This is a genomic window from Nonomuraea sp. NPDC049421, from assembly GCF_040677005.1.
GTDB lineage: Bacteria > Actinomycetota > Actinomycetes > Streptosporangiales > Streptosporangiaceae > Nonomuraea > Nonomuraea salmonea.
The window spans coordinates 148,025-163,848 of sequence record NZ_JBFAQA010000002.1; the positions used below are offsets into that span (position 1 = coordinate 148,025).

12 protein-coding genes and 2 pseudogenes are annotated in these 15,824 nt (G+C 72.2%); 3 read left to right on the forward strand and 11 right to left on the reverse strand.

Annotated elements, in window-relative coordinates:
• Positions 1–239 precede the first annotated feature (239 nt).
• Positions 240–2,597 (reverse strand): FHA domain-containing protein, encoded by a 2,358-nt coding sequence (locus AB0K18_RS04300; protein WP_364909614.1) that lies wholly within the window; start codon positions 2,595–2,597, stop codon positions 240–242.
• A 143-nt stretch (positions 2,598–2,740) separates the two neighbouring features.
• On the opposite strand from AB0K18_RS04300, the pseudogene AB0K18_RS04305 reads away from it, so the two are divergent.
• Positions 2,741–2,893: pseudogene (locus AB0K18_RS04305) on the forward strand (LysR family transcriptional regulator); the annotation flags it as partial.
• Positions 2,894–2,938: 45 nt separating this feature from the next.
• Positions 2,939–3,513, forward strand: a pseudogene (locus tag AB0K18_RS04310) (cytochrome P450); the annotation flags it as partial.
• A 58-nt stretch (positions 3,514–3,571) separates the two neighbouring features.
• Here the strand turns inward: AB0K18_RS04310 and AB0K18_RS04315 are convergent.
• The 3 genes from AB0K18_RS04315 to AB0K18_RS04325 all read right to left on the reverse strand — a co-directional run bounded on the left by AB0K18_RS04315 (position 3,572) and on the right by AB0K18_RS04325 (position 7,317).
• Positions 3,572–4,834 (reverse strand): MFS transporter, encoded by a 1,263-nt coding sequence (locus AB0K18_RS04315; protein ID WP_364909617.1) that lies wholly within the window; start codon positions 4,832–4,834, stop codon positions 3,572–3,574.
• Positions 4,831–5,283 (reverse strand): MarR family transcriptional regulator, encoded by a 453-nt coding sequence (locus AB0K18_RS04320; protein WP_364909619.1) that lies wholly within the window; start codon positions 5,281–5,283, stop codon positions 4,831–4,833. The genes AB0K18_RS04315 and AB0K18_RS04320 overlap by 4 nt, the downstream gene beginning before the upstream one ends.
• Positions 5,284–5,349: 66 nt before the next feature.
• On the reverse strand, positions 5,350–7,317 hold the full coding sequence (locus AB0K18_RS04325; protein WP_364909621.1) for a serine/threonine-protein kinase: 1,968 nt from the start codon (positions 7,315–7,317) through the stop codon (positions 5,350–5,352).
• 114 nt (positions 7,318–7,431) lie between these two features.
• Between AB0K18_RS04325 and AB0K18_RS04330 the strand changes: the two genes are divergently transcribed.
• Positions 7,432–8,340, forward strand: coding sequence for an aminoglycoside phosphotransferase family protein (locus tag AB0K18_RS04330; protein WP_364909624.1), 909 nt, complete (start codon positions 7,432–7,434; stop codon positions 8,338–8,340).
• Here AB0K18_RS04330 and AB0K18_RS04335 read toward each other — a convergent pair whose 3' ends face one another.
• The 7 genes from AB0K18_RS04335 to AB0K18_RS04365 form a co-directional block, all read right to left on the reverse strand.
• A complete protein-coding gene (locus AB0K18_RS04335; RefSeq protein ID WP_364909626.1) occupies positions 8,341–9,774 on the reverse strand; it encodes an RICIN domain-containing protein in 1,434 nt (477 codons plus the stop codon).
• 100 nt (positions 9,775–9,874) lie between these two features.
• On the reverse strand, positions 9,875–11,479 hold the full coding sequence (locus AB0K18_RS04340; RefSeq protein WP_364909628.1) for a fused response regulator/phosphatase: 1,605 nt from the start codon (positions 11,477–11,479) through the stop codon (positions 9,875–9,877).
• On the reverse strand, positions 11,472–13,151 hold the full coding sequence (locus AB0K18_RS04345; RefSeq protein WP_364909631.1) for an ATP-binding protein: 1,680 nt from the start codon (positions 13,149–13,151) through the stop codon (positions 11,472–11,474). The genes AB0K18_RS04340 and AB0K18_RS04345 overlap by 8 nt, the downstream gene beginning before the upstream one ends.
• Positions 13,148–14,149, reverse strand: a complete 1,002-nt coding sequence (locus tag AB0K18_RS04350; protein WP_364909634.1) for a SpoIIE family protein phosphatase — start codon at positions 14,147–14,149, stop codon at positions 13,148–13,150. The genes AB0K18_RS04345 and AB0K18_RS04350 overlap by 4 nt, the downstream gene beginning before the upstream one ends.
• Entirely contained in the window at positions 14,146–14,547 is a 402-nt protein-coding gene (locus AB0K18_RS04355) for an anti-sigma regulatory factor (RefSeq protein WP_364909637.1), read from the reverse strand. The genes AB0K18_RS04350 and AB0K18_RS04355 overlap by 4 nt, the downstream gene beginning before the upstream one ends.
• A complete protein-coding gene (locus AB0K18_RS04360) occupies positions 14,544–14,924 on the reverse strand; it encodes an STAS domain-containing protein (protein ID WP_345405949.1) in 381 nt (126 codons plus the stop codon). Before AB0K18_RS04360 ends, AB0K18_RS04355 begins: the two co-directional genes overlap by 4 nt.
• Positions 14,924–15,787 carry an STAS domain-containing protein gene (locus tag AB0K18_RS04365; RefSeq protein ID WP_364909640.1) on the reverse strand — a complete coding sequence of 288 codons (864 nt, stop codon included), beginning with the start codon at positions 15,785–15,787 and terminating at the stop codon, positions 14,924–14,926. Before AB0K18_RS04365 ends, AB0K18_RS04360 begins: the two co-directional genes overlap by 1 nt.
• Positions 15,788–15,824 lie beyond the last annotated feature (37 nt).

The following is a 15,824-nucleotide window of genomic DNA, read 5'->3' on the forward strand; positions in this document are numbered from 1 at the left end:
CGCGATTTCCTGATCCTTTCACCCCGTGCCCCTGGGCCCGCGCAGGCGTCTGACAGGGGTCACGGCGGCATGGTGACTCCTCGGGGGCTTGTCACCATATAAGGCAAAACTGAGGATTTCCTGCGAAGAAAACCCCCGGTAGAAGCCCTGATACCCACCGGCGCGCGGCCCCTGGGCAGCCGGGAGAGCCGGGAGCGCCGCGCGGGCCGGACGAGTCGCGCGTGCCTCGCCGGAGGTGTTCAGCGGGCGCGCATCACGGCCGGTTCGTGGCGGCGCAGGAGCCGGGCCACCGCGAACGAGCACACCACCGCGAGCCCCGCCAGCACCCCCATGTCGAGCAGCCACGTGCCCGCCTCCTGGCTCCACAGCGGGTCGGGCGCGTCCTCGCCGGGCGGCATGAGCCGGCCGACGTCGAGCGTGGCCGCCAGCGCCGCCAGCGCCCACCGGGCCGGGACGAGCCAGGCGACCTGCTCCATGACCGCCTTGCCGTCCAGGTGCACCAGCGCCCCGCAGAACACCAGCTGCACCAGCGTGACCAGCACGAGCAGCGGCATCGTGGTCTCGCTGGTCCGCGCCAGCGCGGAGATGAGCAGCCCCACCACCATCGCGGTGAACGACAGCAGCGCCACGGCCGCCGCCAGCTCCGCCATCGGCGCGGTGAACACGCCCTCGTCGCGCGTCCCGACGTTCACCATCGCCACCAGCGTCAGCACGACGCCCTGCACGACGGTGATCAGGCCGAGCACGAGTAACTTCGAGCACAGGTAGGCCGACCTGGACAGCCCGACCGCGCGTTCGCGCTGGTAGATGGGACGTTCCTTGACCAGCTCGCGCACCGCGTTGGCGGCCCCGGTCAGGCAGCCGCCCACGCACAGGATCAGCAGCAGGTTGGCGGCGCTCGCATTGGTGCCGGGCGGCCCGGTCAGGTCGCCGGTCGGCACGACCCTGGCCAGCAGGCCCATCAGGACCGGCAGGACGAGCGTGATGCCGAGGAACAGCCGGTCGGCGACGATGCCCCGGCAGTAGCGGCGTACGAGCGTGCCGAGCTGCTCCGACCAGCTCTGCTGCTTCGGCGGCGCGGCCCGCCGCACGGGGGAGGGCGCGGAGGCCGGCACGATGAGGTCGGCGGTGATGTACTCGCGGTGCAGCGGCGAGCGCGCGTACTCGCCGGCCCAGTCGCGGCTCGGGTCGTCGAAGGCGAGGAAGACGTCCGCCCAGTCGCCGAAGCCGAGGAACGGCAGCGCCTGCCCGGGCGGGCCGAAGTAGGCGATCTTCCCGCCGGGCGCCATCACGAGCAGCCGGTCGCAGACGTCGAGGTTGGCGACGCTGTGCGTGACCACCGCGACCGTACGCCCGTCGTCGGCCAGCTCCCGCAGCAGGTGCATGACCGACTTGTCCAGCCCGGGGTCAAGCCCCGACGTCGGCTCGTCGAGGAACAGCAGCGACGGCTTGGTCAGCAGCTCCAGGGCGACGCTGACCCGCTTGCGCTGACCGCCGGACAGCGCCGAGATGCGGGTCTCCGCGCGGTGGTCTAGCCCGAGCTGCGCCAGCACCTCGTCCACCCGCCGCTCCCGCTCAGGCGCGCTGGTGTCGTCGGGGAAGCGCAGCTCGGCGGCGTAGAGCAGGGCGCGGCGCACGGTCAGCACGCTGTGCAGGATGTCGTCCTGCGGCACCAGCCCGATGCGGGAGCGCAGCTCGGCGTAGTCGCGGTAGAGGTCGCGCCCGTCGTAGGTGACCACGCCCTCGTCGGCCGGGCGCAGGCCGGTGAGCGCGCGCAGCAGCGTGGACTTGCCCGACCCGCTCGGGCCGACGATCGCCAGGAGGCACTTCTCGCCCACCGGGAACGTCACGTGGTCGAGCAGCACCTTGCCGCCGTCCACGGTGACGGTCAGGCCGTGGGCCTGCAGGCAGACCTCGCCGGTGTCGGCGTACTCGGTGAGCGTGCCGCCCGACAGCCGGAACGTCGAGGGCCCGATGCCGACGAAGTCGTCGGGCGAGATGCGGGCCCGGTGCACCGGGCGGCCGTTGACGTACGTGCCGCCGCGGCTGCCCAGGTCCGCGATCTCGTGCACGCCGCCGGTGACCCGCAGCTCGGCGTGCCGCCTGGACACCCGCAGGTCGGAGACCACGATGTCGTTGTCGGGCGCCCGCCCGATGCGGACGATCTGCGCGCCGGTGAGGTTGGTGACGGAGACCGGCTCCCGCCACTGACCTGCGCGCGGGAACGGCACCGTCCCCGCCGCTTCCGAGGGGACCGTCCCCGCGGCCTCCGAGAGGACCGGCGTACGCGGGGAGGGAACGAGGGCGGCGGCGCGGAAGCGGACGATCCCGGCGCCGGTGGCCTGGCCGAGCCCGACGCTGGTGCCCGCGTGCACGACCACCCGCTGGACACGGCGGCCGCTCGCGTACGTGCCGTTGCGGCTGCCCGCGTCCTGCAGCAGCCACTGACCGGCCTCGAACCAGAGCACGGCGTGGTGACGCGAGACCCGGTCGGCGTCGACCACGATGTCCGATCCCGGGTCGCGGCCCAACCGGTACGACCGCCCCGGGTCAAGGATCATCGACCCGGCAGGGCCAACGATGACGAGCTGCGTCACGAAACCGCCTTCCCTTCACTCGGGACGCGCGGAGACGGGTGAGGGCCCCGCCGCGGCACCCCGGAAACCCATGATCGTAGGCCACCGTCCCGGGAAAGAAGGCGAGGGAGTGGACGTTTCAAAAATGCTCGTACTGTGCCTGCCTGGCGGAAACCGCCCAGCCGGGTCAGCGGAGGACGGCCGCGGCCCGGCAGCTCTGCATCGCGCAGCCGGTGCTGAGCCGCCAGATCCGCGCACTGGAGCAGGAGCTGGGCTGCCCGCTGCTGGTCCGCACCACCCGCAGCGTCGCGCTGACCCCGGCAGGGGAGCAGCTCCACGAGGAGGCCAAGGTCATCCTCGCCCCCGCCGACCTCAAGGCCGCGCTGAGCTTCCCGCTCCCCGTGTACGTCATCTGCGACATGCTCGGCGTGCCCGCCGACGACCGCCACCGCTGCTCCCGCTGGCCGGACATGATGCTCAGCGTCACCCGCCACTCCCAGGAGGAGGCGCGGGCGGGGATGGCCGAGTTCAGCGCGTACATGTCCGCGCACATCGCCGACAAGCGGGCCGGCGACACCGACGACCTCATCGGCATGCTCATCAGGGAGAGCGCCGGCGAGGGGCGGGGCATGTCCGACGCCGAGTTGCTCGGCACCGCGATGGGGCTGCTGGTCGCCGGGCACGAGACCGGGACGAGTCCGTCTTCGAGCACGCCGGCGAGATGGACCTCGGCCGCAGCCCCAACCCGCACCTGACCTTCGGCGCCGGCCCGCACTCCTGCCTCGGCCAGGCGCCGGCCCGCACCGAGCTGCAGGTCGCGCTGGAGACCCTGCTGCGCAAGCTGCCCACGCTGGAGCCGGCCGTGCCGCCCGCGGACCTCAAGCGCATGGAGGGCCTGCTCGTCGGCGGCCTCCAGGAGGTCCCCGTCCGCTGGTGACCACGTGAACGACCCGACGGGAGCGGCTCCCGGCGGGTCGTTCACGCAGGTGAAGCGGTCAGCTGGGCGTGCCGGTGCCGGCTTCGGCGGCCTCGGCCAGCTCGGCGCCGCGCTCGCCCTGCTCGGCGTGCGCGTCCACCTCGTTCTGGTTGCGCTCGGCGCGGACCAGGTCGCGGTGGCCGGTCGCGAGGATCGCGATGCCGACGAGGATCGCGCAGGCGCCGACCACGAACGGCACGTGCACGTTGTAGTGCTCGGCGAGCTTGCCGGCCGCGAACGGCGCCAGGCCGCCGCCGATGAACCGGACGAACCCGTACGCCGCCGAGGCCACCGGCCGCTCCACGGGCGCCACCATCATCACGGCCTGCGTGGTGAGCGTGTTGTTGACGCCGATGAAGACGCCGGCCACGATCACCGCCGCGATCAGCACCGGCCGGTTCTCCACGAAGGCCGCGATGACGAAGATGACGACCGCGAACAACGCCAGGTTGCCGTAGAGCGTGCGGGCCAGGCCGAGCCTGCGCTGCAGCCAGGGCGCGCCGGCCACCGAGAAGATCGCCACCATCAGGCCCCAGCCGGTGAAGACCAGGCCGAGCTGGATGGCGTCCAGCTCCATGGGGAACGGGGCGTAGCCGAGCACGGTGAAGAAGCCCCAGTTGTAGCAGAGCGCGGTCAGGCTCATGGCGAGCAGACCACGGTGCCGCAGCGCCTTGAGCGGGTCGAGCAGGCCCGTCTTGCGCGCCGGTTCGGGTTGCGGGCGGACCAGCAGGATCGTCGCCAGCAGCGCGAGGGCCATGAGCACGGAGACGCCGTAGAAGGGGCCGCGCCAGCTGACGTGCCCGAGTGCGCCGCCGAGCAGCGGGCCGACGGCGATGCCGAGACCGAGCGCGGCCTCGTACAGGATGATCGCGCCGGAGAAGCCGCCGCTGGCGGCGGCCACGATGACGGCCAGCGAAGTCGCCACGAACAGCGCGTTGCCGAGGCCCCAGCCCGCGCGGAAGCCGATGATGCCGCCGATGCTGCCCGAGGAGCCGGCCAGCGCGCTGAACACCACGATCAGCACGAGACCGGCGATGAGCGTCCACTTGGCGCCGATGCGGCTGGAGACCCAGCCGGTGACGAGCATGGCGACGGCCATGACGACCAGGTAGCTCGTGAAGAGCAGCGTCACCTGGCTCGGTGAGGCGTTCAGGTCGGAGGAGATGGCGGGCAGGATCGGGTCGACCAGCCCGATCCCCATGAACGAGATCACGCAGGCGAAGGCCACCGCCCACACGGCCTTCGGCTGCTTGAAGGGACTGCCGGTGGTGCCGCCGCTCATGCGCCGCCTCCGAGCGCCCGGGAGGTCAGCCGCTCGAGCGCGGGCAGCGCGGCGGCGATGGCGGCCCTGTCGGCCTCGGGCAGCTCGGCGACCAGCTCGGCCAGCCGCTTGGCCTGGGCGGCGCGCCGCCTGGCCAGCTCGTCGCGGCCGTGCTGCGTCAGGCGGACCAGCACGACGCGGCCGTCCTCGGGGTCGGGCCGGCGCTCGGCCAGGGCCTCGCGTTCGAGCTTCGAGACGAGCTGGGTCATCGCGGGCTGCGTGACGCCCTCGATCACGGCCAGCTCGGTGAGGCGGCGCGGGCCGAGGCGTTCGAGGTTCGCCAGCGTGGACAGCGCGGTGATGGACAGGTCGCGGGGGACGTCGAACATCCGCATCATCGTCCTGATCCTGGCCAGCCCGGCCGCGAGCTCCAGCTCGTCCACCTGATGAGAAGGGGGATCAGCTTGCATAAGACATTTATATCACCTGCTTATGTATGCTCCCGCGGGGTGGGGGTGGCCCTGTGCCCGGACATGTCAGGAGGTGGGTGGGTCGATGGTGAAGTACGGCTCCACGTCGGACTTGGCCGGCGAGTCCAGCAGCCGCCCGACCAGCCTGCCGTCGAAGGCCACCACGCGGACCTCGTCCCTGCTGGTGTTGTCGTGCTCCCAGCAGTACAGGTGCGACTCGTCGTACCAGCCGAGGATCTTGTCGCAGTCGGAGGAGAAGCGGCGCACCTCCTTGCCGGTGGACGAGTCCCACAGGCAGGTCTCGCCGTCGGCGCCCTTGGGGCACTCGGTGGTGAACATGCGGCCCGACGGCGAGAAGAGGTCCATCGTGCCGGACGCCAGCCGCCCGACGCCCGGCAGGTCGCGGGCGCGCTTGCCCGACGGGTCGAAGAAGCGCAGCCCCTCGTCGTCGCCGTAGACGATGACCACGCCCCGCTCGCCGGCGTCCCAGCCGAAGTCGCTGTCGCGGATGTCCTTGTCGGGCACCTGCACCACGTCGGCCTTGGCGGCGGCCACGTCGATGACGGCGAAGCCCGTGGTGAGCCAGGTCTCCTCGCCGTCGCCGTCCTCGACCGGCTTGTTGACGTTGAGCAGGATCTTCGAGCCGTCCTTCGACCAGGTGCGGATGCCGGCGTCCAGCGGTTTGCGCACGGTCTTCACCCGGAAGCTGGAGCCGTCGCGCCGGTCGGTGATGAGGATCGAGTCGTAGCCGTCGGAGGTGTAGTCCTCGGGCCTGCCCGCCAGGTAGCGGCCGTCGGGGGAGACCTTCGAGTCGACGTTCTTGGGGAACTTCTCGAACTCGCCGTCCAGCGACCTTCGGGCGTAGTCGTCGTCGTCCACCTCGTACGCGGTGAGCGTGATCGGGTCGGACGGGCTCTCGTAGAGGGTGATGTCGTCGCCGGGCAGCTTGGTCGGTGTCGGTGTCGGTGTCGGTGTGGCGGTGTTGGAGGCGGGCGTGGTCGTCGCGGGCGCGGCGGAGGCGCGCGGGGTGGCGTCCTTGCCGAGCATGCCGGGCAGCGTGATCGCGGCGGTCACGACGGCCGCCGCGACCACCGCGCCGGCGGCGAGCAGCAGCCCGCGCCGCCCGCGCCCGGACGGACCCGTTGGAGGGGTCATGGGCGGGTCGGCCGGAGGTGCGGCGGGCACCGGCTCGGCCTGCCTGGTGCCCTCGGCGAGCGGGTTCGCGCCCGGCTGCGGAGCGCGCAGCAGGTGGGTGATCACCTCCATCGCGGCGGGCCTGTTCGCCGGGTCCTTGCTCAGGCAGCGGCGTACGAGGTCGGCCAGCTGCCCGTCGAGCAGCCCCAGCTCGGGCTCCTCGTGCAGCACCCGGCTCATCACCGCGTGCGTGCCGTCGCTGCCGAACGGCGCCCGCCCGCAGGAGGCGAACACCATCGTCCCGGCCCAGGAGAACAGGTCGGCCGCCGGGCCCACCGCGTGGCCCATGATCTGCTCGGGAGCCATGTACGCGGGCGTCCCGATCTGCGTGCTGCTCGTCATCGTGGCCGGGTCGAGCGTGCGGGCGATGCCGAAGTCGATCACCCGCGGCCCGCTGGCGCCCATGATGACGTTGCCCGGCTTGAAGTCGCGGTGCACCACCCCGGCCTCGTGGATCGCGGCCAGCGCGGTGGCGGTGCCGATGGCCAGCCGTTCGAGGTCGCCGCCCGGCAGGGGGCCGTCCTCGCGTACCTGCCGGTCGAGCGAGCGGCCCTCGACGTATTCGCTGACGATGTAGGGGCGGCCCTGCTCGGTGCCCGTGCTGAGCACCGCCGCCGTGCAGAACGCCGCCACCCGCCGGGCGACCTCCGCCTCCCGCAGGAACCGCTCGACGGTGTCGGCGTCGTCGGACGGGCGCAGCCACTTGACCGCCACCCGCACGTCCATGGGGGTCCTGGCGAGGAAGACGACGCCCTGCCCGCCCTCGCCCAGCCTGCCGAGCAGCTCGAAACCGCCCAGCTGCTGAGGGTCACCGGGCAGGAGCGGCGTGAAGTCAGCCATGCGTCATTGTGATACCACGTTCCGGATCTCCTGGAACCTTACTATTCGATAACCGGCCGGTGGCGGAGGGCGCCGGCGTCCGCGCCCGGTCGCCCGGCGTGAAACGATCGGATCATGACCGACCTCGCCAGCCGCACCGCCGCCGCCCTCGACGCCGCCGTGGGGGCGGGCCGCGACCTCGGGCTCACCGTGACCGACGCGCAGGTGCTGCACGACCTGTTCTCCGTGGTCGTGCACCTCGCGCCGGCGCCGGTCGTGGCCAGGGTGCCGGTGGTGCTGCCGGCGTACGTCGACCTCGACCTGCTCGCGCGGCGCCAGCAGACGGAGCTGGACGTCACGCGCTGGCTCGCCGAGCAGGGCACGCCGGTGATCCCGCCCAGCCCGCTCGTGCCCCATGCGCCCGTGCGGCGCGACGGGTTCTCGCTGACGTTGTGGCAGTACGTCGAGGAGGACCGCGGCAAGGAGACCGACTACGCGGCCAACGCCGAGAGCGTCGCCGGCCTGCACGCCGCGCTGCGCGACTGCCCGGTGCCGCTGGAGTTCCTGTCCGCCGCCGAGCCCGAGTTCGTCGCGGGCGCCCTCGACCGGCTCGCCGGGAGGCCCGACCTCATCAGCGCCGCCGACCTCGGCAGGGCCCGCCGCGAGTGGCAGGAGCTCGAACCCCTCGTACGCTCCCGAGCCGCCTTCGAGCAGCGCTTCCCCGGCATCGAGCTGCGGCCCGTGCACGGCGACGCGCCGGCCGCCAACATCTTCCCCGGCGCCGAGGGCGACCTTTACGCCGACTTCGAGCTGGTCACCCTCGGCCCCGTCGAGTGGGACATGGCGGGCCTCGGCCCCGACCTCGCCGCCGCCTACGACCGCGGGGCGAAGGACCGCGGCCTGCGGCCCCTCGACCCCGACGTGCTGCGCTTCACCGACGCCATCGGCATGCTGCGCGTCATCGCCTGCCTCGACCTCGTCCCGCAGCTGCCCGCGCTGCACGACTACCTCAAGCCCGCCATCGACCAGTGGCGGTCCGGCTGATCACGACAGGGTGCGGGTCCACTGCTGGTTGGCGCCGGTCCCGCAGGCGTACTGCTGGATGTCGGCGCCGTCGGCGGTGGACACGTTCGCCACGTCGAGGCACTTGCCGCTGTGGCGGGCTCTGAGCTGGTAGTAGCCGCCGGTCTGGACCCACTGCCACTGCTGGTTCGTGCCGCTGCCGCAGGTGTACTGGATGACGTTGGCGCCGTCGGCGGTGGAGTTACTCGCGACGTCGAGGCACTTGCCGCTGTTGACGCTGACCAGCCGGAAGTAGCCGCCGCCGAGGTCCTGGAACTGCCACCTCTGGTTGTCGCCGCCGTTCCACGGATACTGCTTGACCTCGGCGTTGTCGGCGGTGGAGGCGCCGACGACGTCCATCACCTTGCCGCTGTGCCGGGCGGTGATCCGGTACGACGGCCCCGCGCCCGAGCCGGTGATCTCGCCGGTCGCGGCGTCGATCGTCACCTGCGCGTGCCAGCTCAGGCTCATGCTCGTCGCCGACGGGAACGTGATCGGCAGCCACACGTACTGCGAGTCGTTCACCGGCCCGCCCCACGCGCCCGCCCACCGGTCGCCCATGTAGAGGTAGCTCGTCGTCGAGCCGCCCTGCACCGGCAGCACGTACGCCGGCTGCGAGTTGTACGTCGTGCCGTCGCCCACGTTCGTCCAGCCCGTCCACGGGCCCGAGACGCTGGACGCGGTGGCGTACTTGGCCTGGTTGGGGTTCCAGCCGGTGGCGCCGGAGGTCAGCAGGAAGTACGTCGAGCCGCGCCTGAACATCGCCGGCGCCTCCCGGTGCGCGTCGTTCCAGAAGTTGCCCACCAGCGCGGCGACGTTCAGGTAGTCGGAGGTCAGCCGGTAGATGTGCAGGTCGTAGTTCTCGTCCGCGGCCGAGATCATGTACGCGGTGCCGCCGTCGTCGTACAGCGTGATGTCGCGCGACATGTGCCGGCCCAGCGGCCGGAAGCTGCCGTGGTAGGTGTAGTCGCCGTCCACCGTGGCCGACGAGGCGACGGCGGCCCGCGCCTCGCCGTAGTCGCGGCCGTTCTCCTTGTGCATCCACATGACGTAGCGGCCGGTCGAGGCGTTGTAGATGACCTTCGGCCGCTCGATGTTGGCCACGTTCAGCTCGGAGTGCGACGACCTGGTCAGCACGTCGCGCCGGAACTCCCAGGTGACCAGGTCGGTCGAGCGGTAGACGGACACGGCGCGGAAGGTGTTGTCGGCGTTGCGGTTCTCGCCGAACCAGTAGTAGTAGTTGCCCGACCTGAGCACCCCGCCGCCGTGGGCGTGCAGCACGTTGCCCGCGGTGTCACGGAACTGGGTGCCGTTCGTGATCGTCAGCGGCGCGGCCTGCGCCGGCGCCGAGGGGACCACCAGCGCGGCGGCGATCAGCAGGGCGGCGGTCAGCGTCCGCCACAGGGATCTCAGCATGCCCGAGTGTTGACCTGGCGATCACCGCTGTCAACGAACGGCTGCAACTTTTCAGCAACCGGAGGCCGCCCGCGGATCACTCGGGCAGGCGGCCGGCGTCCTACCGGTGGCGGCGGACGATGACCAGCGCCACGTCGTCCTCGCGGGCCCCGAAGGCCGCGATCAGCCGGTCGGCGGCCTCGTTCACGTCGCCGCTGATCGCCGAGGCGGCCTGGCGGGCGATCTCCAGGCTGTCGTCGAGGTACTTGTCGCGGTCCTCCACCAGCCCGTCGGTGAACATCAGCACCGCCCCGCCCGGCGGCACCGTCACCCGGTCGATCCTGTAGACCTCCTCGGCCACGCCGAGCAGCAGGTTGCCGAACTTCTCGTGGTAGCGGGCCGCCCCGTCGTCCTCGCCCTCGCCGTCCAGCAGCAGCGGCGGGATGTGGCCCGCGTTGGCGATCTGCGCCTCCCCGGTGGCCGGGTCGAGCAGCATCAGGCACACGGTCGCGGTCATCCGCCGGTGGTAGCGGCGCAGCACGTCGTTGAGCAGCGCCAGCGACTGGTCCAGCTCGATCTTGCCGATCAGCGAGGCGCGCAGCGCGTGCCGCAGCTCCGCCATCACGGTGGCGGCCAGCAGCGAGTGCCCCTGCACGTCGCCCACCGCGAACAGCACCTTGCCGTCCAGCTCCAGCACCTCGTAGAAGTCGCCGCCCACCTCGACGTTGTCCACCGCCGGCTGGTAGCGCCAGGCGATGTCCAGCCCCGCCACCTGCGGCACGCGCGACGGCAGCAGGCTGCGCTGCAACGTCAGGGCGATGGCGTGCTCCTCGGCGTAGGCGCGCAGCGCCTCCACCGCCAGCGCGACCGCCTGGCCGAGCTGGCGCAGCATGCTCTCCTCGTCCTCCTCCAGCGGCGGGTCGGGCTCCACGCCGAGCAGGACGGGCGGCCGGTCGCGCTTGGTGCGCGACATGACGGCCACGACGTCGCGCCGCGCCGGGGTGTCGGGCGCGACCAGCGACCAGTAGGCGTACGGGATGGTCAGCAGCTCCGTGCCGGGCTGCTGGCCGAGCGCCTGCTCGCCCAGCGTCTCCAGGGCGGCCGGCGGCGCGGTCCTGGTGACGGCGTCGGCGTCCGGCGGCCCGGCGGTCAGCCTGCGGGTACGCCCGTCCGGCGCGAGCGCCACCACCCCGGAGTGCCGGTCGAGGATGCGGCAGGTGCCCGAGACGGCGATGGACAGCAGCTCGTCGAACGTCTGCGCGGCGTTCATCTCCAGCGTGAGATCGGTGAGCGCGCGCAGCCGCCCGGCCAGCCGCTCGGCCCGCTGCCGCGCCCGGTGGTAGCGCAGCGCCGCCTTCACGGTGGCGACGAACTCGTCCGGTTCGATCGGCTCAGCCAGATAGCCGTCGGCGCCCCGGTGCAGGCCGAGTGCCCGGTCGGCGGCGGTGATGGCGGCGCCGGAGATCTGGATGACGGGGATGGACGCGGTCGCCGGGTCGCTCTTGATGCGCTCGCACACCTCGTACCCGGAGAGGTCGGGCAGGCGGACGTCCAGCACGACCAGGTCGGGCGACACCTCGCCGATGCGCTGCAACGCCTCCAGGCCGCCGGACGCCTCCACCACCGCGTACCCGGCCCTGCGCAGCCAGCTCGACAGGATGTACAGCTTGGCGGGGGTGTCGTCGACGACGAGGACCGTCGCCGCGAACGGCGTGGTGTCAGGCATGGCCGCCTCCCATCGCCTGGCGGATCGCGCCGAGCAGCATGTCCCTGCGAAGCCCCTGCTTGCCGAGCACCGCGGCGGCGCCCTCGGGGTGGCGGTTCGCGACGGCCAGCGTGATCACGATCACCGGGACGTCGCGCAGCCGCTCGTCGTCGCCCATGCGCTGCAGCACGGCCGCGCCGTCCAGGCCCGGCATCAGCAGGTCGAGCAGCGCCAGGTCGGGCGGGGCCGTCGTCATCGCGGCGAGCGCCGCGGCGCCGTCGGGGGCCTCGTCGATGTGCTCGGCGAACCCGGTCAGCATGCGCCGCACCCCCGCACGGAAGTTCTCGTCGTCGTCGGCGATCAGCACCCGTCCCACCACGGGCACGTCGTCCGGCTCGTACGGCAGCCGCAGCACCGCCGTGGTGCCCGCGCCCGGCTCGCTGGCGAGGGTGAGCGTGCCGCCCATCGCCTCGGCCAGCCGCCGCGCGTACGGCAGGCCGAGCCCGGTGCCTTTCACCCGGGTCTGCTCGGGCCCAGGCACCTGGTAGAACTCCTCGAAGACGCGCTCGAGGTGCTCGGCAGGGATGCCGATGCCGGTGTCGGTCACGGTGAAGACCACCTCGCTGGCCGCCACGTCGTGCGAGACCTCCAGCAGCACCTCGCCCTCCTGGGTGAACTTCAGGCTGTTGGCCATCAGGTTGCGCAGGATCCTGGTCAGCATCGCCTCGTCGGCCACCATGGTGAACGGCGGCGGCGGGATGCGTACGCTCAGCGTCACCCGCTCGCTGCCCTTCGCGGGCCACATCGTCATGCGCAGCCGCTCGGCCAGCGCGACCAGATCGACCGTGGTGTCCTGCGGATCGAGGCGGCCCGACTCGGCCTTGCCGATGTCGAGCAGCTCGCTGACCAGCGCCAGCAGCGTCTCGGCCGAGGAGCCGATCAGCTCGACCTGGCGGGCCTGCTCGGCGCCCAGCGGCTCGCCGCCCGGGCCGGTGAGCAGCCGCACCAGGCCGATGATCGAGTTGAGCGGGGTGCGCAGCTCGTGGCTGACCGTCGCCCAGAAGCGGTTCTTGGCGTCGCTGGCCTGCCGCAGCTGCGTCGACTTCTCGTCCAGCTCGGCGTAGAGGGCGACGACTCCCCGGTTGGTCTCCTCCAGCTCGGCCGACAGCTGGTTGTACAGCGCCATGACGCCCTGGTTGGTCTCCTCCAGCTCGGCGTTGAGCTGACGGACCTCCTCCAGGGTGGCGGCCAGCTCGCGGTTCTGCTGGCGCAACTCGTCCATGGCGCTGGCCGGCGCCAGGGCCCCGACCTTGGCGCGCAGCCGCGCGATCGACAGCGTGCCCGCGCCGCGCGGCAGCCGCTTGCGCAGCACCAGCCGGCCGGGACGGGCGCGATCGACGACGTCCATGAGCCGGCCGGCCAGCGTGACGCCCTCGGTGTCGTGCACGCCGGTCTTCTCCGGGAAGCTCAGCTCGACCACCAGCTCGCCGGGGTCGAGGGTGAACGTGACGAGCATGCCGGCGCCGCGCTCCATCGCGATCTCCCTGCCCAGCTCGCTGAGCGCGGTCGCCACCCTGATCTGGTCCTGCTCCGACATCTCCAGCGCGGCGGCGACCTCGCGGCCCAGCCGGCGCATGGCGTAGACACCCTGGTCGTCGTCGACCCGGATGGTGGTGAGCCGGTCGCCGCTCACGGCGCGGCCCGCACGGCGAGCACGGTCGCGTCGTCCCTGCGGGTGCCGGCGTCCCTGAGCAGGGTGGCGGCCACGACCGCCGGAGTGTGCGCGGACAGGCCGGGGAGACCGGTGACGTCCCAGCGCTCGGTCAGCCCGTCGGAGTGCAGGACGAGCAGGCTGTGCGGGGGGACGGCGTAGTCGTACTCGCGCAGCTTGTCGCGCTGGTGGCCAGCGATGCCCGGCAGGGAGATCATGCCCTGGCGGCCGTCGGCGTGCAAGATCCAGCCCGAGACGTTGCCGAGCCCGGCGTAGCGGATCACGCCGGCCGCCCGGTCGAGACGGGCGACGGACACCGCGCCGCCCCTGGTGCCGCGCAGCGCGTGGTGGATGCGCTCCAGCAGCTGCACCGCGGGCAGGTGGTAATGGTCCTGGAAGACCCGCACCGCCTCGCGGGAGGCGACGGCAGCGGGCTCGCCGTGGCCGAGGCCGTCGCACAGCATGGCGATCACCGTGCTCCCCGACTCGACGTAGGCGAAGGCGTCGCCGCAGACGACCTCCTCGCCGATCGGGCGGGCCAGCCCGCTCGCGAGCGCGACGGGGGGCGTGGTGCCCGTGGCGGTGAAGCACATGCCGACCACGGTGCCGCGCCCCAAGACGGTGTAGACGTCGTGGGCCGAGGCCATCCGTGCGATGCCGCCCAGGCCGAGGCCGAGCGTGCCCGTGGTGGAGTAGCCGTCGCGCGCCGCGCGGGACAGGTCGTGGATGCCAGGACCCCTGTCGATGGCGATCACCTCGACGGCGGCGTCCGTCTCCGGATGCGACCGGATCAGCATCACCCCTTCCGCGGCGTGCTTGACCAGGTTGGACGCCGCCTCGCTGACGGCGACGGCGACCCTGCCGCGGTCGTGCTCGTCGAAACCGCACGACTCGGCCAGCGTCATCGCGGCCCTGCGGGCCGCCCCGATGGCGCTGGCGTCCTCCACGCGTACCCAGGACTCGTCCCGGGAGCGGATCATCTGGCCCACTTGACCACCGTGACCCGCGTGCCCTCGCCCACCTTGGAGTGCAGGTCGAACTCGTCGACCAGCCGCCGCGAGCCGCTCAGGCCCAGGCCGAGCCCGCCGCCGGTGCTCCACCCGTCGGTGAGCGCCTGGTCCAGGTCGGAGATGCCAGGGCCCTCGTCGGTGAAGGTCAGGCGCAGGCCGTCACGCAGGCCGTTGCTGACCACCTCGATGAGCACGCGCCCGCCGCCGGCGTACGTGAGCGCGTTGCGGGCCAGCTCACTGGCCGCGGTCACCAGCTTGGTCTGGTCCACCAGCGACAGCCCCACCTGCTGCGCGCTGGTGCGGACCTGCTGGCGCACGATGACCACGTCGCTGTTGCCCGCGATGGCGAGCTCGATGGGTGAGGTCACTCCTGCACCGCGGCAGCGCCGGTCTCGTCGCGTTCCTTGAGCATGGCCACGCCCTTTTCGAGGTTGAGAGCGGTACGCACGCCGCCGAGCGAGAGCCCCAGCTCGACGAGCGTGATGGCGACCGCGGGGCGCATCCCCACGACGACGGTCTCGGCGTCGAGCATGCGAGAGATGGAGGCGATGGTCGCGAGCATGCGGCCGATGAAGGAGTCGACGATCTCCACGGCGGTGATGTCGATGATCACGCCGCGGGCCCGGTTGTTCACGATCGCGTCCGCCAGGTCCTCCTGCAGCATGAGGACGCTCTGGTCCTGCAGGTCGATCTGGATGGAGACGATCAGCAGATCGCCGAGCTTGAGAACGGGGACACGTTCCATCAGGCCTGCTCCAGCCCCACGACGACCTGCTTGTCCGCCGACCGCCTGAACTGCACGCCGCTGCGCCGCAGCGTGTACGCCAGCGCGTCGGCCAGCGTCGCCTTGGTGACGATGTCGCCGAACTCGATGCCGAGCGTGACGATCGTGTGGGCGATCTGCGGGCGGATGCCGGAGATGACGCATTCGGCGCCCATCAGCCGCGCGGCGACGACGGTCTTGAGCAGGTGCTGGGCGACCTGGGTGTCGACCGCCGGCACGCCGGTGATGTCGATGACGGCGTGCTCGGAGCCGGTGTCGACCAGCCCCTGCAGCAGCTTCTCCATGACGACCTGCGTACGGGCGGAGTCGAGCGTGCCGACCAGCGGCACCGCGAGGATGCCGTCCCAGAGCTTGACCACCGGCGTGGACAGCTCCAGCAGCTGCTCGGCCTGGTCGGAGATGATCCGCTCACGGGCGGTGACGAACGTCTCGAACGTGAACAGCCCGAGGTCGTCGATGAGGCGCGACAGCCAGATGTAGCCGCGCAGCCCGGCGAAGTCCTCCTCGTTCTCCAGCAGCGCGTAGACGGCCTCCTTGAGGCTGAAGACGACGGTGGCCGTCTCCGACGGGGTGAAGCCCTCCCTGGCCTGCGCCCTGGACAGGTCGGCGAGCAGGCCGCGCAGGTCGCCGGTGTCGGCGCCCTCGCCGAGCGAGTGCTGCAGGGCCTGGTAGATGTCGCGCAGGCGGCCCGCCAGCACACCCCGGTCGGCGCGGCCTCCGACGGTGGCGAGCGCGAGGTCGGTCCAGCGTTTGAGGATCGTCTCGTCCTGCTCACGCAGGAGCTGTTCCATCCGGAGCCGGCCGGCGTCGGCGTGTGCGGTCAAAGTGCGCTCCCCATTGTGGGTGGTTTGCGGTGAATTG

Excerpts from the sequence above, each read along its gene's own strand:
- AB0K18_RS04315 (WP_364909617.1), bottom strand. The coding sequence starts at position 4,834 with ATGAGCGGCGGCACCACCGGCAGTCCCTTCAAGCAGCCGAAGGCCGTG.
- AB0K18_RS04320 (WP_364909619.1), bottom strand. The coding sequence starts at position 5,283 with ATGCAAGCTGATCCCCCTTCTCATCAGGTGGACGAGCTGGAGCTCGCG.
- AB0K18_RS04325 (WP_364909621.1), bottom strand. The coding sequence starts at position 7,317 with ATGGCTGACTTCACGCCGCTCCTGCCCGGTGACCCTCAGCAGCTGGGC.
- AB0K18_RS04330 (WP_364909624.1), top strand. The coding sequence starts at position 7,432 with ATGACCGACCTCGCCAGCCGCACCGCCGCCGCCCTCGACGCCGCCGTG.
- AB0K18_RS04335 (WP_364909626.1), bottom strand. The coding sequence starts at position 9,774 with ATGCTGAGATCCCTGTGGCGGACGCTGACCGCCGCCCTGCTGATCGCC.
- AB0K18_RS04340 (WP_364909628.1), bottom strand. The coding sequence starts at position 11,479 with ATGCCTGACACCACGCCGTTCGCGGCGACGGTCCTCGTCGTCGACGAC.
- AB0K18_RS04350 (WP_364909634.1), bottom strand. The coding sequence starts at position 14,149 with ATGATCCGCTCCCGGGACGAGTCCTGGGTACGCGTGGAGGACGCCAGC.
- AB0K18_RS04360 (WP_345405949.1), bottom strand. The coding sequence starts at position 14,924 with ATGGAACGTGTCCCCGTTCTCAAGCTCGGCGATCTGCTGATCGTCTCC.